Source organism: Pseudomonas sp. TE24901, from assembly GCF_054058375.1.
Genome location: NZ_JBSSAF010000003.1, coordinates 379357 through 396381, shown reverse-complemented (window position 1 = coordinate 396381; position 17025 = coordinate 379357). Strand labels below are relative to the sequence as shown.

The following is a 17025-nucleotide window of genomic DNA, read 5'->3' as shown; positions in this document are numbered from 1 at the left end:
CATGGTCTTGGGGCGGCTTCGCCACCCAGCGCGGGGCAAGCCCGCTCACTACAGGTTTGGCTTTGGATCAGAATTTATCGAGTGTGCGCAAATTGGTCTCGCGCACCACTTCCTTCGGCTTGTACGCGCAATACCCCGGGCGTGGCCCGATTTTCGGGTGGTTGCGGCATGTGTCCGGGCGCTTGTCATAAATAGTGCAGAAGCGCGTCTTACGGTCCAGATACAGGCAATCGTTGTTGCTCATGCGCTGCAGGGTAAAGATCTCGGACTTGGAATTGAAACGCTCGACGATGCCTTCCTTCTGCAAACGCTTGGCGATGTTCTTCGGTGGGTCACCACGCTCGAACTCATCGACGATGCCAATGCGGATCAGGTCTTTGATCTTCACTTCCACCGGCAGCGTGCAGCAGCTGGACACGCAGCCCCCACACATGTGGGCGGAGTATTTCTGCCAAGTCTCGAGACGGTCGAGTTCCGCGGCGGCGATCAGTTGAGGCTTCATCAGGGTTCCAAGGTGGGGCGTTATCCGGGCGCGCGATCATACCGGGATTGGTGGTTTTTTGAACAATATTTTGCGGATTTCCGCTGCAAGGCGACGTGAACGGTGATCGGGCACGAGCCCTGCATCTAAAACCCCAAAGGTAAATGCGTTAAAAAAGTGCCGAACCAGAGCGTCTACCGTCTGTCAGACCGACTAGGCTCTAGCCACTCCTTCTATCTCGCCCGAGGTCGCACCGATGTCTCAGGAACCGCTTGCACGAGAAGCAGAGGTAGCCGCATTTCGCGATGCCGTCTTGACCAAACTCACCTACGCGGTGGGCAAGGACCCGGATCACGCCTTCGACCACGACTGGTTCGAAGCCATTGCCCTGGCCGCGCGCGACCAGATGGTCGACCACTGGATGAACCATACGCGGCATATCTACCGCAAAGGTCAGAAGCGGGTTTATTACCTTTCCCTGGAATTCCTGATTGGCCGCCTGCTCTACGACAGCCTGAGCAACCTGGGTGTGCTGGAAATCGCACGCGACGCCCTGTCCGAGCTGGGCGTGGACCTGGAGCGCATCCGCTTGCTGGAGCCCGACGCGGCGCTCGGCAACGGGGGGCTGGGCCGCCTGGCGGCGTGCTTCATGGAAAGCATGTCGACCCTGGGCATTGCCGGCCACGGTTATGGCATTCGCTATGAGCATGGTTTGTTCCGCCAGGCGATTGTTGATGGCTGGCAGCAAGAGCAGACCGAGCGCTGGCTGGATTTCGGCAACCCGTGGGAGTTCGAGCGGGCTGAAGTGATCTACCCGATCGGCTTTGGCGGCAGTGTCGAGACCAAGGCCGATGCCTCGGGCAAGATGATCCAGGTGTGGACGCCCAACGAAACCGTGCGCGCGGTGGCCTATGACACCCCGGTGGTCGGCTGGCGCGGCGCAAGCGTCAACACCTTGCGCCTGTGGCGTGCCCGGGCCGTGGAAGACCTGCACCTGGAGCGCTTCAACGCCGGTGACCACCTGGGCGCCGTCGCCGAAGTGGCCCGTGCCGAAAGCATCTCCCGGGTGCTTTACCCGGCCGACAGCACCGAAGCAGGGCAGGAACTGCGCCTGCGCCAGGAATACTTTTTCGTCGCCGCCTCCCTGCAAGACCTGCTGCGCCGCCACAAGAACATGCACGGCTCGGTGCTGAGCCTGGGCGAGCACGCCGCAATCCAGCTTAACGACACCCACCCGTCCATCGCCGTGGCCGAGTTGATGCGCCAACTGGTGGACCTGCACGACATCCCGTGGGAAGCCGCGTGGGACGTCACCGTTGAGACCCTTTCCTACACCAACCACACGCTGTTGCCCGAAGCCCTGGAAACCTGGCCGGTCGGCTTGATGGAGCGCATGTTGCCGCGGCACATGCAGATCATTTACCTGATCAACGCCCAGCACATTGACTCGCTGCGGGCCAAAGGCATCCACGATTTTGACGTGCTGCGCGCCGTGTCGCTGATCGAAGAAGACAACGGCCGCCGCGTGCGTATGGGCAACCTGGCGTTTCTTGGCTCCCATAGCGTCAACGGCGTGTCCGGTTTGCACACCCAGTTGATGCGCAGCACGGTGTTCTCCGAACTGCACAAGCTGTACCCGGAGCGCATCAACAACAAAACCAACGGCATCACCTTCCGTCGTTGGCTGTACCAGGCCAACCCCAAGCTCACCGACATGTTGGTGGAAGCGTTGGGCCCGGACATCCTCGACAAGCCCGAGCAACGCCTGGTAGAGCTAGAGCCGTTCGCCGAGAAACAGGCGTTCCGCAAAGCCTTCGCCGAACAGCGCCTGCACAGCAAGCGTGCCCTGGCAGACATCATCCACGAGCGCCTGGGCATCTCAGTGAACCCGGCGGCGATGTTCGACGTGCAGGTCAAGCGTATCCACGAGTACAAACGCCAGCTGCTCAACCTGCTGCACACCGTGGCGCTGTACCAGGCCATCCGCGCCGAGCCCGGCACCGACTGGGTGCCACGGGTGAAGATTTTCGCCGGCAAGGCCGCGGCCAGTTATCACCAGGCCAAGTTGATCATCAAGCTGACCAACGACATCGCGCGCACCGTTAACAACGACCCGACCGTGCGCGGGTTGCTCAAGGTGGTGTTCCTGCCCAACTACAACGTCAGCCTGGCGGAGAGCATCATTCCCGCCGCCGACTTGTCGGAGCAGATCTCCACCGCAGGCTTCGAGGCCTCGGGCACCAGCAACATGAAGTTCGGCCTCAACGGCGCGCTGACCATCGGCACCATGGACGGCGCCAACGTGGAGATGCACGAGCGCGTCGGTGCCGAACACATGTTCATCTTCGGCCTGAGCGCTCAACAAGTGGAGGCGCGCAAGCACGCCGGCGAGTTCAATGCCGGGCCGGACATCGCGGCCTCCCATCGCCTCAATGATGTGTTGCAGGCGATCCGTGGCGGGGTGTTCTCGCCGGATGATCCGGGCCGCTACGTGGGCCTGATCGACGGGCTGATCGATTACGACCGTTTCCTGGTGTGTGCCGACTTCGATTCGTACTGGGACGCCCAGGCACGGGTCGAAGCGCATTGGCACGACTCCAAGGCGTGGTGGCGTTCGGCGGTGTTGAATACGGCGCGGATGGGGTGGTTCAGCTCGGACCGCACCATTCGCGAATACGCGACCGAGATCTGGAAAGCCCTCGACTGACCACCGCAATACCGAAATGTGGGAGCGGGCTTGTGTGGGAGCGGGCTTGCTCGCGAAGACGGCGTGTCAGGCAACTCATCTGTTACTGACCCACCGCTTTCGCGAGCAAGCCCGCTCCCACACAAGTCTCCCTCCCACATTGGTTCCGCGTCGATATACTAGGCCTCGGTTTGCCCGCTTCGGGCTGCTTAGGGATATCGACCATGCAATGGATTTTCATGCTGATTGGCCTGGCACTCGGCTGGACACTCGATGAGTCGTTCACCGATGCCGGTTTTGGTGCGCTGCTGGGGTTGGGGATCGGCCAGGCGATTCGCCTGTCGATGCTGTCGTCCCAGGCTAACCAGCAAGCACGTCAGTTGGAAACCACGCAGAAGGCGCTGATCGCATTGGGCGAACGCCTGCGGCAACTGGAAGTGCCTGCCCCGGCGAGCAGTATTGCTGCCGAGCCCGTCGCCCCTGAACCCGAACCTCAACCCACCCCTGTCGCTGAGGCGCCTGAGCTTGTCTGGGAGCTGCCCGCCGAACTGGCGCCCGTGGCGATGGTTGCCGAGCCCAGCCAACCGCTGCCGGATGACGTCTGGGCACCTGCTCCCGCCCCACGTCCCGCTGAGCCCGTGACGCCCCGTGGTCCCAACCTGGTCGAGCGCGCCATCAGCGGTGCGCGCAATTGGCTGTTGGGTGGCAACACCGTGCTGCGGGTTGGCGTGGTGCTGTTGTTCCTCGGCCTGGCTTTCCTGCTGCGCTACGCCACCGAAGGCATGGTGGTGCCGATCGAGCTGCGTTACGCCGGCGTTGCCGCAGCCGCGGTTGGCCTGCTGGGCTTGGGCTGGTGGCTGCGCCTGCGCAACAGCAATTACGGGCTGATGCTGCAAGGCACCGGGATCGCGGTGCTGTACCTGACGGTGTTTGCCGCGATGCGCCTGCACCCGCTGATCGACCCCGGGGCGGCGCTGGGCCTGTTGGTGGCGGTGACGGTGTTCTCGGCGATCCTGGCGATTACCCAGGACGCCTCGGGCCTGGCCTGCGCGGCGGCGTTGGGCGGTTTTGCGGCGCCGATCCTCACCTCTACCGGTGCCGGTAACCATGTGGCGTTGTTCAGCTATTTCGCGCTGCTCAACGCCGGCATCCTCGCCATCGCCTGGTTCAAGGCCTGGCGCCTGCTCAACCTGATCGGCTTTGTCGGCACCTTCGGCATCGGCTTTGCGTGGGGCATGCGCTCTTACACGCCGGAGTTGTTGTGGAGCACCGAACCCTTCCTGATCCTGTTTTTCCTGATGTACCTGGCCATCGGCCTGCTGTTCGCCCGGCGCAAGTTGCTGGAGATGCGCGACGCCCCTGAGGACGACAGCCGTAGCGCCCTGCTGCGCTGGTCGGCGGCCAAGGGTGACTATGTCGACGGCAGCATGCTGTTCGGCCCGCCGCTGGTGGGCTTTGGCTTGCAGTTTGCGCTGGTGCAGCACCTGGAATTCGCGGCGGCGTTCAGCGCTCTCGGCCTGGGCATTATCTACATGGCCCTGGCTCGCATGCTCAGTGGCGGGCGCGCGTTGCTGCTGGCGGAGACCTGCTTGGCTCTGGGCGTGATCTTCGCCAGCCTGGCGATTCCCCTGGGCCTGGATGCGCGCTGGACCGCTGCGGCATGGGCCGTGGAGGGCGCCGGGATACTGTGGCTGGGTGTGCGCCAACAGCGGCCGCTGGCGCGGGCCTTCGGTTTGTTGCTGCAACTGGGCTCGGCGGTGGCGTTCCTCAGCGAGTTGCGCATGGGGGAGCACAGCCTGCTCGACGGCGCGCCGTTGGGCGCGTTGCTACTGGGCGCTGCGCTGCTGTTCAGTTTCGATCAACTGCGCAAAGCCTCCACCGAGCAGGCGTCGGAGTGGGAACGCAAAGGCTTGCCGGTGCTGGCAAGCCTGGGCCTGGGCTTCCTTTACCTGCTGGCGCCGTTGCTGTTGCAGGCCCAAGGCACGGCCATCAGTTGGGCCCTCGCCGGCCTGGCGACACTGTTTGTCGGCCTGCGCATCGGCTCGCGCACCTTCCTGTTCACTGCGTTCGCCGTGCAGTTGCTGGGCGGCGCGTTGTTCCTGTTGCGCTTGCAGGGCGGCGATGGGGCGGCGGTGTTCAGTGCGGGCTGGGGCGGTTTGCTGACGGCATCGCTGATCGGCCTTGCATTGGTTGGCGGCATGCTGCTGGCGGCGCGTGACGATATGGTGCGCGGTGATGTGCGCTTGCTGCGCGGGCTGTCAGTGGTGCTGCTGGCGGGGCTGGTGCTGATCAATCTCGCGGTGCTGTTCGTGCTGCCGTGGGAAAGCGCCAGCGGTGTGTGGGCGGCCAGTGGGGTGTTGATCATCTGGCTGAGCCTGTACCTGCAACAGCGCGTCAGCTTTGTATTCGGCTTGCTGCTGCAGGTGGTCGGCGGTGCTTCGTTCCTGCTCTCGGTGCCGCAACTGCTGGGGCCGCTGGCGAGCGAAGGTTTGCGTCCGCTGGCCCACAGCGGTTTCTGGACGCCGATGGTGCTGGGCCTGGCGGCGCTCGTGGGCGCCTGGCGTTTGCAACGCGAACCCCATGCGCCGGTGTTTGACGTACTGAAACTGCAACGGCTGTCCGACCTGTTGCTGGTGTGGGGCGCGGCCTGGTGGACGCTGGCGCTGACCGGAGAAGTGCTGCGGTTTGTCCCGCAGGAATTGCAAGGCGCTTTCCTGCTGGGCATCGCCGCGATCAGCGTGGCGATCTGGGCACTGCTGGCCGAGCGTCTGCGCTGGGCGTCGCTGGGCATGCTGTGCACGTTGCTGATGCCGGCTGCCGGCGTGGTGTTGCTGGTGTCTGCCCATGCCTACTACCACCCGGCTGCGCAGTTCGGCTGGCTGGCCTGGTTCGCCGTGTTTGCGGTGCATTTCATTTCGCTGCGGCGCCTGGCGGCCATCGTGCCAGGCAAGGTGCTGAGCGTGGCCCACGTGCTGGGCTGCTGGATGCTGATCGGCGTGCTGGCGCTGGAGCTGCGTTATGGTCTGCTGTCTCTGTCGGCCGAATACAACGCCTGGCGCTGGTTGGGCTGGGCGATCCTGCCAAGCCTGTACCTGGTACTGGCAGCCGCACCACGCAGCTGGCCATGGCCGGTGTCGGCGTACCCGCGTGAATACCGTGTGCTGGCGGCATTGCCGCTGGCGGTGCTGATGCTCGGCTGGTTCTGGCTGGCAAACACGTTCAGCGATGGCGTGGCCAAGCCGCTGCCCTATGTACCGTTGCTCAACCCGCTGGACCTGGGCCTGCTGTTTGCGCTGTTGGGCGTTTACCTGTGGTCACGCAGCGTGGCGCCGCAACGCGGGCCGAGGGTGGAACTGATCGCCCAGGGTGTTGCCGGTATTTCGTTGTTTGCGTTCTTTACGGCCCTGGTGATGCGCACCGCTCATCATTGGGGCGGTGTGCCGTTCCAGCTGGATGCGTTGCTCGAATCCATGCTGGTGCAGGCGGGACTGTCGATCGTGTGGACGCTGATCGCCCTCGGCCTGATGATCGGCGGCCACCTGCGCCATCGTCGCGAAGTGTGGCTGATCGGCGCGGCCTTGATTGCGCTGGTGGTGGCCAAGCTGTTCTTTGTCGAGCTGAGCAACCGCGGCGGTCTGGCGCGGATTGTGTCGTTTATCGGCGTGGGCGGGTTGCTGCTGGTGGTGGGCTACTTTGCGCCGCTGCCCCCTAAACGTGCCGAACCTGTGATTGAAACCGAAGGAGCGTCTTCTTGATGGGCAAGTTGAGTCTGGGCGGGTTGGCGGTATGGATGGCGTGCGCGGCGGCAGTTGCCCAGGAAGGGCCGGCCGACTTCACCACGCATGTGCCGCTGGCGGTGAGCGGCAACGGCCCCTGGTATCGCCTGGAGCTGCCGCTGGCGGTGCAGTTGAGCGCGCGCCAGGCGGATCTCAGTGATGTGCGGGTGTTCAACGCGGCGGGTGAACCCCAGGCCTATGCGTTGTCCCGTCAATCGTCGCAGCCCACCGAAAGTCGCGCGGTGACCGACGTGAAGTGGTTCCCGCTGTACGCCGCTGATACCCAACAGGCGTTGCCGGGCGTGGTGATGAAGGCCACTACCGAGGGTGCCCTGGTGGAGATCAAGCCAGCCACCGCGCCCAAGCCCGGCAAGCAGGTGCTGCGCGGCTGGGTGTTGGATGCCAGTGCGATCAAGGCGCCGTTGCAGCAACTGAACCTGGATTGGAGCCGGGAGCAGGACGGGTTCCAGCGTTTCAGCATCGAAGCCAGCGACGACTTGCAGCACTGGGAATCGTGGGGCGATGGCCAGGTGGCGCGCCTGTCGTTTGCCGACGAACGGGTCGAGCAGCATGACGTCAGCTTGCCGGGGCAGTCGGCGCGTTACCTGCGATTGGTCTGGCAGGGGCAGGCCGCGCCGCTGCTGACGTCGGCCAAGTTGACCAGCGCCACCCGCAGCAGCCTGCCAATGCCATTGGTGTGGTCGCAGCCGTTGTCGGGCACGCGGCTCAAGGCGGGGGAATACAGCTGGCAACTGCCGACGGGGCTGAATGTCGAGCGCCTGCGCATCGAGTTGAAACAGCCCAACACGCTGGCGCCGGTGACGCTGGCGGGGCGGCGTGAAGCCAACCAAGCCTGGCAACCCCTGAGCAATGGCTTGCTGTATCGCCTGGCCCAGAATGGCCAGGAGGTGGTGCAGGATGAGTTGCCGTTGCCGGGCCAGGCTGTGACCGAACTCAAATTGCAGGTCGACGAGCGCGGCGGTGGCCTGGGCGTCGACGCACCGGCCGTGCGTTTTGCCGTACGCTCCACGCAACTGGTGTTTTTGGCGCGGGGTGAGCCGCCGTTCACCTTGGCGCTGGGCAATGGCGCCGTGAAGGCGGCGAACCTGCCGTTATCGACTCTGATTCCCGACTACAGCGCCGAGCGCCTGAAGACCCTGGGGCAGGCCAGGACCGTGGGCGAGGCGGTGGTCAGTGCGTCGGTTGCAGCGGTGTCGCCCCCTGTTGGTGCCGACTGGAAGAAGCTGGGCCTGTGGGCTGTACTTCTGCTCGGCGTGGCGGCGCTGGGAGGCATGGCCTACAGTCTGTTGCGCAAGCCCGTGGCCAAACCGTGAACTCTATTGGTGTTAAATCCTCTGATGAGAGGAAATAAGCCCCGACTCGCGTTAAACTGCGCGGGTTTTTAGCCCCCCCATTCTCCGGAGCCTTACATGTCCCGCGTTACCTTGAGTCGCTATTTGATTGAGCAGACCCGCAGCAACAACACGCCTGCCGATCTGCGCTTCCTTATCGAAGTGGTGGCGCGTGCTTGCAAGGAAATCAGCCACGCCGTGTCCAAAGGCGCACTGGGTGGTGTCCTGGGCAGCATGGGCACTGAAAACGTGCAGGGCGAAGTGCAGAAGAAACTCGACGTGCTGTCCAACGAGATCCTGCTCGAAGCCAACGAATGGGGCGGTCACCTGGCCGGCATGGCGTCCGAAGAAATGGACAACGCCTACCAGATCCCGGGTAAATACCCGAAAGGCGCGTACCTGTTGGTATTCGACCCACTGGACGGCTCGTCCAACATCGACATCAACGCACCGGTCGGCACCATCTTCTCGGTACTGCGTTGCCCGAACGAATACCTGAGCCAGAACGAAGCCCTGAACGAAAAGGCCTTCCTGCAGCCGGGCACCGAGCAGGTCGCGGCCGGCTACGCGATCTACGGCCCGCAGACCATGCTGGTACTGACCCTGGGCGACGGCGTCAAGGGCTTCACCCTGGACCGTGAAATGGGCAGCTTCGTGCTGACCCACGAAGACATCTCCATTCCTGCCTCCACCCAGGAATTTGCCATCAACATGTCCAACCAGCGCCACTGGGAAGCCCCGGTGCAGCGCTACGTGAACGAGTTGATGGAAGGCGAGGAAGGCCCGTTGAAGAAGAACTTCAACATGCGCTGGGTCGCTGCGATGGTGGCTGACGTACACCGTATCCTGACCCGTGGTGGCCTGTTCATGTACCCACGCGACAGCCGCGAGCCGTCCAAGCCGGGCAAGCTGCGCTTGATGTATGAAGCCAACCCGATGTCCTTTCTGGTCGAGCAGGCGGGTGGCGCGTCCACCGACGGCCATCAGCGCATCCTCGACATCCAGCCTGAAGGCCTGCACCAGCGTGTGGCGGTGTTCCTGGGTTCGAAGGAAGAAGTTGAGCGCGTGACCGCCTACCACAAGCAGTAAGTGGCGGCGACCGGTCATCTGCGTTGTTGTGAGCCGGATCACCCTTGAAGAAGCCCCGAAACGTTTCAGCGTTTCGGGGCTTTTTTTGTTTTTGCTCATCGGGAACCAGACACCCCTTTTCCCTTCTAAGCTTCTGGCAGATACCCACGCTGCTTCGTCTCTCCAGGAGTTATCCCATGTCGTTACGCCGTCTCGCCCTGCTGACTTTTTGCGTGCTTTTGGCCGCCTGCAGCAAGGTCAATCAGGAAAATTACGCGAAGCTGTCGGCTGGCATGGCCAAGGCTGAGGTGGAGTCGTTGCTGGGCAAGCCGACCGATTGTTCCGGCGCACTGGGCATGTCCAGCTGCACGTGGGGCGATAAAAACAGCTTTATCAGCGTGCAATACGCCGGTGACAAAGTTCTGATGTTTTCCGGGCAAGGCCTGAAGTAAACCGGGGCGCGAGCCTGCGGGAGAAAAAGAATGATGCGTTTTGTTTTATACCTTTGTGCCAGCCTGTTTTTGGCGGGCTGCGCCAGCCATTCTGGCGACGATCTGCAACCCAAGACAGCGAGCAACGTCAACCTCAAGCGTTACCAGGGCACCTGGTATGAGTTGGCCCGATTGCCGATGTACTTCCAGCGCAACTGCGCCCAGTCCGAAGCCCGTTACACGCTGTTGCCCGATGGCGACATGTCGGTGTTCAACCGCTGCCTGACGACCGAATGGAAGTGGGAAGAAGCCAAAGGCACGGCCACGCCGCAAGTACCGGGCAAGACCGACAAGCTCTGGGTGGAATTCAATAACTGGTTCACGTCGTTACTGCCGGGCGTCGCCAAGGGCGACTACTGGGTGCTGTACGTCAGTGATGACTACAAGACCGCGATTGTGGGCAGCCCCAGCCGACGCTACATGTGGATACTGTCGCGCACGCCAACCGTGAATGCCGACACCCGCGAAGACCTGCTGAGCAGGGCGCGGCAGCAGGGGTACGACACCACACGTTTGATCTGGCGCACGTCGGACAAACAGATGGCCAAGACCTCGCAATAAGCCTGGGTCACCGCCGATCATAAATGTGGGAGCGGGCTTGCTCGCGAACGCGGTATATCAGTACCAGATGCAGTGGCTGACACACCGCTTTCGCGAGCAAGCCCGCTCCCACAGTTTTAACCGAGTAAGTCCTTTAACACCTGTGTGAATGCGCGATTGCTGTCTTCCTCACCAGCATGATGCCCATCGCGCACCACCCACTTGCCGTTCACCAGCACATCCCGCACCTGCCGATCACCCCCGGCAAACAACCAGCGATTGAGAATCCCGTCTTCTGTGGCTGTCGCCAGATACGGATCACTGCCGTCCAACACAATCCAATCCGCACGTTTACCCACTTCCAGGCGACCTATCGGTTGCCCCAATGCTTGAGCGCCACCGTCCAGCGCAGCATCAAACAGCGTGCGCCCCACCATCGGCTGATCACTGCGATACAACCGGTTGCGCCGCTGATCGCGCAGGCGCTGGCCGTATTCCAGCCAACGCAATTCTTCCACCACGCTCAGCGAGACATGGCTGTCGGAACCGATACCCATGCGCCCGCCCTGGGCGAGGAAATCCACGGCCGGGAAAATACCGTCCCCCAGGTTGGCCTCAGTCGTCAGGCACAAACCGGCAATCGCACGGCTCTCTGCCATGCGCTTCACTTCGTCGGCATCAGCATGGGTGGCGTGCACCAGGCACCAACGCTCATCGACCTCGACGTTGTCATACAGCCACTGCAGAGGTCGCTTGCCGCTCCAGGCCAGGCAGTCGTCGACTTCCTTTTGCTGTTCGGCGATGTGGATATGCACCGGGCAGGCTTTGTCGCTGGCCGCCAGCACGTCGCTGATCTGCTGGGGCGTGACGGCGCGCAGGGAGTGAAAGCACAAGCCCAACTGCTGGGCCGGCTGTGCGGCGAGGATAGGCTTCAAGCGGGCCTGCAGGTCCAGGTAGTGTTCGGTGCTGTTGATAAAGCGCCGCTGGCCTTCATTCGGCGCCTGGCCACCAAACCCGGAATGTGTATAAAGCACCGGCAACAGCGTCAGGCCAATCCCGCTGCTGGCCGCCGCCAGGCTGATCTGGCGCGACAGCTCGGTGCGGTCGGCGTACGGCTGGCCGCTGACGTCATGGTGTACATAGTGGAATTCGGCGACCGAGGTGTAGCCGGCCTTGAGCATCTCGATGTACAGCTGACGTGCGATGACCTGCAATTGGTCCGGGCTGATCTTGCCGACCATCCGGTACATCAGGTCGCGCCAGGTCCAGAAACTGTCATTCGGGTTGCCCGCTACTTCGGCCAAACCGGCCATGGCGCGCTGGAACGCATGGGAGTGCAAGTTCGGCATGCCCGCCAGAGCCGGGCCTCTCAGCCGTTCAGCGCCCTCTGCACTGGCATTGGCCTCAACCTTTGTCAGCAGGCCATCGGCGCTGACTTCAAGACGTACATCATTGGCCCATCCATTAGGCAGCAGCGCGCGTTCGGCAAAGAAAGCGGACATGATCAAGGCACCCCGGTCGTGTGTTTATTTGTATATACATATACAGACGTTTGCCTGCTCGGTAAACTCCGGCAATCTATGCATCTTTTCCACCTGCAAGGATTCCCTGTGCCGACTCCGCCCGCCAACTCTTCGCTGGCTGCCCACATGGACGAAAGTCCGGCGCCCTTGTATGCCCGCGTCAAACAGATGATCAGCCAGCAGATTCTCACCGGCAACTGGCCGCCCCATTACCGCGTGCCGTCCGAGAGCGAACTCGTCAGCGAACTGGGCTTCAGCCGCATGACCATCAACCGTGCCCTGCGCGAGCTCACCGCCGAAGGGTTGCTGGTGCGCATGCAAGGCGTGGGCACATTCGTCGCCGAGCCCAAGAGCCAGTCAGCGCTGTTTGAAGTGCACAACATTGCCGATGAGATCGCCTCCCGTGGGCATCGGCACACTTGCCAGGTCATCCACCTGGGCGAAGAGGCTGCCGGCTCCGAGCGTGCGGTCGCCCTGGAGATGCGTGAAGGCGGGCGCGTATTCCACTCGCTGATCGTGCACTTCGAAAACGACATTCCCGTGCAAATCGAAGACCGTTTCGTCAACGCCCTGGTCGCACCGGAATACCTGCAGCAGGATTTCACCCAGCAAACCCCTTACGCCTATTTGAACCAGGTGGCACCGCTCACTGAAGGCGAGCACGTGGTTGAGGCGATCCTGGCCGACGCCGCCGAGTGCAAGCTGCTACAGATCGAGCCCACCGAGCCGTGCCTGTTGATCCGCCGACGCACCTGGTCGGGCCGCCAGCCGGTGACCGCCGCGCGTTTGATCCACCCCGGTTCCCGTCATAGCCTGGAAGGACGTTTCAGTAAATGAGTGCAGTGAAAGTCTGGCGTGCCGCCGATTACGTGCGCATGCCGTGGAAAAACGGCGGTGGCAGCACCGAAGAAATCACCCGTGATGCCGGCGCAGGGCTCGATGGCTTTGGCTGGCGCCTGTCGATTGCCGACATTGGCGAGTCGGGCGGGTTCTCTACCTTCGCCGGTTACCAGCGCGTGATTACCGTGATCCAGGGTGCAGGCATGGTGTTGACGGTCGACGGTGAGGAACAGCGCGGTTTGTTACCGCTGCAACCGTTCGCGTTCAAAGGTGACAGCCAGGTGTCTTGTCGCCTGATCGCCGGGCCGATTCGCGACTTCAACCTGATCTACTCGCCCCAGCGTTACCACGCGCGGTTGCAATGGGTGGACGGCGTGCAGCAATTCTTCACGACCGCGCAGACCGTGCTGGTGTTCAGTGTGGCGGATGAAGTGAAGGTGCTGGACCACAAGCTCGGTCACCACGACTGCCTGCAAGTGGACGGTAACACTGGCCTGCTGGATATCTCCGTAGCCGGCCGCAGCTGCATCATCGAACTGACCCCACACGAATAACCCTGTAGGAGCCGGCTTGCCGGCGATAGCGGTGTATCTGACACACCGCCATCGCCGGCAAGCCGGCTCCTACAGTTGTTTTGTGGTGTTGATAAAAACTGTTTCCAGACCCCGCACCAATTTGTTACCGAATGCCCCAGCGTGGCGCAAAACCACGCCAACGCGCTAAACCTCTCTCGCTGTAAAAATCCTCCGTAAGAAATTTCATCAAGCCCCGAAGCCTTAATTTCCAAGGCTTGCGCGTGCTTTCCAAAAAAATCTCGACAACCCCCTCGCCAAGTTGGCCGCTTGATTGCATATGCTTGTATGTACAAGTAAAGATGTGTGCGTAAGACTCTCCTTCGCACCATCCATGTTCGCGCATCGATCGCCGAGGAGTTCTTGTTGTGACCAAGCCTACAAAATACCGTGACGTCGAAATCCGTGCCGCCCACGGTAACAAGCTCACTGCCAAAAGCTGGCTGACTGAAGCGCCGCTGCGCATGCTGATGAACAACCTCGACCCGCAAGTGGCCGAGAACCCGAAAGAATTGGTGGTGTACGGCGGTATCGGCCGTGCCGCGCGCAACTGGGAGTGCTACGACCAGATCGTCGAGAGCCTCACTAACCTGAACGACGACGAAACCCTGCTGGTGCAGTCCGGCAAGCCGGTTGGCGTGTTCAAGACCCACAGCAACGCGCCACGCGTACTGATCGCCAACTCCAACCTGGTGCCGCACTGGGCCAGCTGGGAACACTTCAACGAACTGGATGCCAAGGGCCTGGCCATGTACGGCCAGATGACCGCCGGCAGCTGGATCTACATCGGCAGCCAGGGCATCGTCCAAGGCACTTACGAAACCTTCGTCGAAGCCGGCCGCCAACACTACAACAGCGACCTGACCGGCCGCTGGGTCCTCACCGCCGGCCTCGGCGGCATGGGCGGCGCCCAGCCTCTGGCGGCCACTTTGGCCGGCGCCTGCTCGCTGAACATTGAATGCCAACAGGTCAGCATCGACTTCCGTCTGAACAGCCGTTATGTCGACGAACAAGCCACCGACCTCGACGACGCTTTGGCCCGCATCGCCAAATACACCAAGGAAGGCAAGGCCATCTCCATCGCCCTGCTGGGTAACGCGGCGGAGATCCTGCCGGAACTGGTCAAGCGCGGCGTGCGCCCAGACATGGTCACCGACCAGACCAGTGCCCACGACCCACTCAACGGCTACCTGCCAGCCGGCTGGACCTGGGACGAATACCGCGCCCGCGCCAAGACCGAACCGGCTGCCGTGATCAAGGCCGCCAAGCAGTCGATGGCCGTGCACGTCAAAGCCATGCTGGAATTCCAGAAACAAGGCATCCCGACCTTCGACTACGGCAACAACATCCGCCAGATGGCCCAGGAAGAAGGCGTGGAAAACGCCTTCGACTTCCCGGGTTTCGTACCGGCTTACATCCGCCCACTGTTCTGCCGTGGTATCGGCCCGTTCCGTTGGGCGGCGCTGTCGGGCGACCCACAAGACATCTACAAGACCGACGCCAAGGTCAAAGAGCTGATCCCGGACGACGCCCACCTGCACAACTGGCTGGACATGGCGCGCGAGCGCATCAGCTTCCAGGGCCTGCCGGCGCGTATCTGCTGGGTCGGCCTGGGCCAGCGCGCCAAGCTGGGCCTGGCATTCAACGAAATGGTACGCAGCGGCGAGCTGTCGGCGCCGGTGGTGATCGGCCGTGACCACCTCGACTCCGGCTCGGTTTCCAGCCCGAACCGCGAAACCGAAGCCATGCAGGACGGTTCCGACGCCGTGTCCGACTGGCCACTGCTCAACGCCTTGCTCAACACCGCCAGCGGCGCGACCTGGGTGTCGCTGCACCACGGTGGCGGCGTCGGCATGGGCTTCTCCCAGCACTCCGGCATGGTGATCGTCTGCGACGGTACCGACGAAGCCGCTGAGCGTATCGCCCGCGTGCTGCACAACGACCCGGCCACCGGTGTGATGCGCCACGCAGACGCCGGCTACCAGATCGCGATCGATTGCGCCAAAGAACAGGGCCTCAACCTCCCAATGATCAAGTAACTCAATGTGGGAGCGGGCTTGTGTGGGAGCTGGCTTGCCTGCGATGGCATCACCTCGGTTTGACTGACAGACCGAGTCGCCTGCATCGCAGGCAAGCCAGCTCCTACAAAAGCCAGCTCCCACAGAACAGCAATGCACACAAAAACAATCCATCAGAGGTTGAACAACATGGCTGCAAATGACACCACCCCGTTGATCGAAAGGCGCTCGATCGACTACATCCCGGAAGCGGAAAGACATGGTCGTCTATTGAGCCAGTTCACCCTGTGGCTGGGTGCCAACCTGCAGATCACCGCGATTGTCACCGGGGCCCTGGCTGTGGTGCTGGGCGGTGATGTGTTCTGGTCGTTGATCGGTCTGCTGATCGGCCAACTGCTGGGCGGTGGCGTGATGGCGTTGCATGCGGCACAAGGCCCGCAACTGGGCTTGCCGCAGATGATTTCCAGCCGTGTGCAGTTTGGTGTGTATGGGGCGGTGATCCCGCTGGTGCTGGTGTGCCTGATGTACATCGGCTTCTCGGCCAGCGGCTCGTTGCTGGCGGGGCAGGCGGTGGCGCAGTTGCTGCACGTGGAAGACTGGGTCGGCATCGTGTTGTTTGCCGGGCTGATCATGGTGTTCACCATTTTCGGCTACCGCGTCATCCACGGCATTGGCCGCGTGGCCAGTGTGCTCGGCGTGATTGCGTTCGTGTACCTGTTCTACAAACTGTTGGCGGGTAACGATGTGGCTGCGTTGCTGGGCAAAAAGCACTTTTCCCTGAGCAGTTTCCTGTTGGCGATTTCGTTGTCGGCGTCCTGGCAGATCGCGTTCGGCCCGTATGTGGCTGACTACTCGCGCTATTTGCCGCGCAGCACCAGCGCGTCGAAAACCTTCTGGGCCGTTGGCCTGGGGTCGGTGATCGGGGCGCAGGCGTCGATGGTGTTTGGTGTGTTCGCGGCGGCCCTGGCCGGCGCGCAATTCGCCCACCACGAAGTCTCGTTTATCGTCGGCCTGGGCGGCACCGGCATTGTCGCGGCGCTGCTGTATTTCAGCATCGCCTTCGGCAAGGTCACCGTGACCACCCTCAATGCCTACGGCAGCTTCATGTCCATCGCGACGATCATCAGCGGTTTTCGTGGCAGCCGGCACATCTCGAGTGCGGTACGCCTGCTGTACATCTTCCTGATGGTCTCGATTGCCGCCGCGCTGGCACTTTTGGGAAAAGACTCATTCCTCAAGGATTTCTCCGCGTTCATCCTGTTCCTGCTGGCGTTTTTCACGCCCTGGAGCGCGATCAACCTGGTGGACTTCTACTGCATCACCAAAGAGCGCTATGACATCCCGGCGCTGTCAGACCCCAACGGTCGCTACGGCCGCTGGAACCTGATGGGCATCAGCATCTATGTGTTCGGCGTGCTGATCCAGATGCCGTTCATCTCGACGCACTTCTACACCGGCCCCCTCGTCGCCAGCCTCGGTGACACCGATATCTCCTGGATCATCGGCTTGGTGGTGCCCGCTGCACTGTATTACTGGGCCGCCAAAAAGTGGCACAGCGCAATTCCTGAACACCTGATCCTGCCAGCAGAGCAGGGCGCTGCACCAACGACGACAAACGGGCTGGCGGTACAAGCCTGATGGGACGTGGACAGGGCAGGATGCCTACTGACTGCCGTAA

The 17025-nt window shown here is 62.3% G+C and carries 12 protein-coding genes; 10 read left to right on the top strand and 2 right to left on the bottom strand.

Going from position 1 to position 17025, the window contains the following annotated elements; translation table 11 throughout:
• Positions 1–67 precede the first annotated feature (67 nt).
• A complete protein-coding gene (locus tag ACVWVP_RS07915) occupies positions 68–502 on the bottom strand; it encodes a YkgJ family cysteine cluster protein (protein WP_176997275.1) in 435 nt (144 codons plus the stop codon).
• Between the two features lie 235 nt (positions 503–737).
• Between ACVWVP_RS07915 and ACVWVP_RS07910 the strand changes: the two genes are divergently transcribed.
• The 6 genes from ACVWVP_RS07910 (at position 738) to ACVWVP_RS07885 (ending at position 10415) form a co-directional block, all read left to right on the top strand.
• Positions 738–3188, top strand: a complete 2451-nt coding sequence (locus tag ACVWVP_RS07910; protein WP_176997274.1) for a glycogen/starch/alpha-glucan phosphorylase — start codon at positions 738–740, stop codon at positions 3186–3188.
• 203 nt (positions 3189–3391) lie between these two features.
• On the top strand, positions 3392–6922 hold the full coding sequence (locus tag ACVWVP_RS07905; protein WP_457405128.1) for a DUF2339 domain-containing protein: 3531 nt from the start codon (positions 3392–3394) through the stop codon (positions 6920–6922).
• Complete coding sequence (locus ACVWVP_RS07900; protein ID WP_178918553.1) at positions 6922–8277, top strand: DUF3999 domain-containing protein; 1356 nt, start codon at positions 6922–6924, stop codon at positions 8275–8277. The genes ACVWVP_RS07905 and ACVWVP_RS07900 overlap by 1 nt, the downstream gene beginning before the upstream one ends.
• Before the next feature lie 96 nt (positions 8278–8373).
• Positions 8374–9384, top strand: a complete 1011-nt coding sequence (locus ACVWVP_RS07895) for a class 1 fructose-bisphosphatase (RefSeq protein WP_060754592.1) — start codon at positions 8374–8376, stop codon at positions 9382–9384.
• 176 nt (positions 9385–9560) lie between these two features.
• Complete coding sequence (locus tag ACVWVP_RS07890; protein WP_105697716.1) at positions 9561–9815, top strand: hypothetical protein; 255 nt, start codon at positions 9561–9563, stop codon at positions 9813–9815.
• A 30-nt stretch (positions 9816–9845) separates the two neighbouring features.
• Positions 9846–10415 carry a lipocalin family protein gene (locus ACVWVP_RS07885; RefSeq protein ID WP_017734862.1) on the top strand — a complete coding sequence of 190 codons (570 nt, stop codon included), beginning with the start codon at positions 9846–9848 and terminating at the stop codon, positions 10413–10415.
• A 116-nt stretch (positions 10416–10531) separates the two neighbouring features.
• On the opposite strand, the gene ACVWVP_RS07880 is transcribed toward ACVWVP_RS07885, so the two are convergent.
• Positions 10532–11896, bottom strand: a complete 1365-nt coding sequence (locus tag ACVWVP_RS07880) for a formimidoylglutamate deiminase (protein ID WP_457405123.1) — start codon at positions 11894–11896, stop codon at positions 10532–10534.
• Positions 11897–12043: 147 nt separating this feature from the next.
• Here ACVWVP_RS07880 and hutC point away from each other — a divergent pair, with 147 nt between their 5' ends.
• The 4 genes from hutC (at position 12044) to ACVWVP_RS07860 (ending at position 16985) form a co-directional block, all read left to right on the top strand.
• Positions 12044–12754, top strand: coding sequence for a histidine utilization repressor (gene hutC / locus ACVWVP_RS07875; RefSeq protein WP_259172907.1), 711 nt, complete (start codon positions 12044–12046; stop codon positions 12752–12754).
• Entirely contained in the window at positions 12751–13311 is a 561-nt protein-coding gene (locus ACVWVP_RS07870; protein WP_457405121.1) for a HutD/Ves family protein, read from the top strand. The genes hutC and ACVWVP_RS07870 overlap by 4 nt, the downstream gene beginning before the upstream one ends.
• A gap of 386 nt (positions 13312–13697) precedes the next feature.
• The gene (gene hutU, locus ACVWVP_RS07865) at positions 13698–15368 is read left to right on the top strand and encodes a urocanate hydratase (RefSeq protein WP_176997267.1); all 1671 of its coding nucleotides are present in this window, start codon (positions 13698–13700) and stop codon (positions 15366–15368) included.
• Positions 15369–15536: 168 nt separating this feature from the next.
• Entirely contained in the window at positions 15537–16985 is a 1449-nt protein-coding gene (locus ACVWVP_RS07860; protein ID WP_457405118.1) for a purine-cytosine permease family protein, read from the top strand.
• Positions 16986–17025 lie beyond the last annotated feature (40 nt).

Bases quoted from the DNA above. Each gene is read 5' to 3' on its own strand.
- ACVWVP_RS07905 (WP_457405128.1), top strand. From the start codon at position 3,392: ATGCAATGGATTTTCATGCTGATTGGCCTGGCACTCGGCTGGACACTC.
- ACVWVP_RS07890 (WP_105697716.1), top strand. From the start codon at position 9,561: ATGTCGTTACGCCGTCTCGCCCTGCTGACTTTTTGCGTGCTTTTGGCC.
- ACVWVP_RS07900 (WP_178918553.1), top strand. From the start codon at position 6,922: ATGGGCAAGTTGAGTCTGGGCGGGTTGGCGGTATGGATGGCGTGCGCG.
- ACVWVP_RS07880 (WP_457405123.1), bottom strand. From the start codon at position 11,896: ATGTCCGCTTTCTTTGCCGAACGCGCGCTGCTGCCTAATGGATGGGCC.
- ACVWVP_RS07870 (WP_457405121.1), top strand. From the start codon at position 12,751: ATGAGTGCAGTGAAAGTCTGGCGTGCCGCCGATTACGTGCGCATGCCG.
- ACVWVP_RS07885 (WP_017734862.1), top strand. From the start codon at position 9,846: ATGATGCGTTTTGTTTTATACCTTTGTGCCAGCCTGTTTTTGGCGGGC.
- ACVWVP_RS07915 (WP_176997275.1), bottom strand. From the start codon at position 502: ATGAAGCCTCAACTGATCGCCGCCGCGGAACTCGACCGTCTCGAGACT.
- hutC (WP_259172907.1), top strand. From the start codon at position 12,044: ATGGACGAAAGTCCGGCGCCCTTGTATGCCCGCGTCAAACAGATGATC.
- ACVWVP_RS07910 (WP_176997274.1), top strand. From the start codon at position 738: ATGTCTCAGGAACCGCTTGCACGAGAAGCAGAGGTAGCCGCATTTCGC.
- ACVWVP_RS07895 (WP_060754592.1), top strand. From the start codon at position 8,374: ATGTCCCGCGTTACCTTGAGTCGCTATTTGATTGAGCAGACCCGCAGC.
- ACVWVP_RS07860 (WP_457405118.1), top strand. From the start codon at position 15,537: ATGGCTGCAAATGACACCACCCCGTTGATCGAAAGGCGCTCGATCGAC.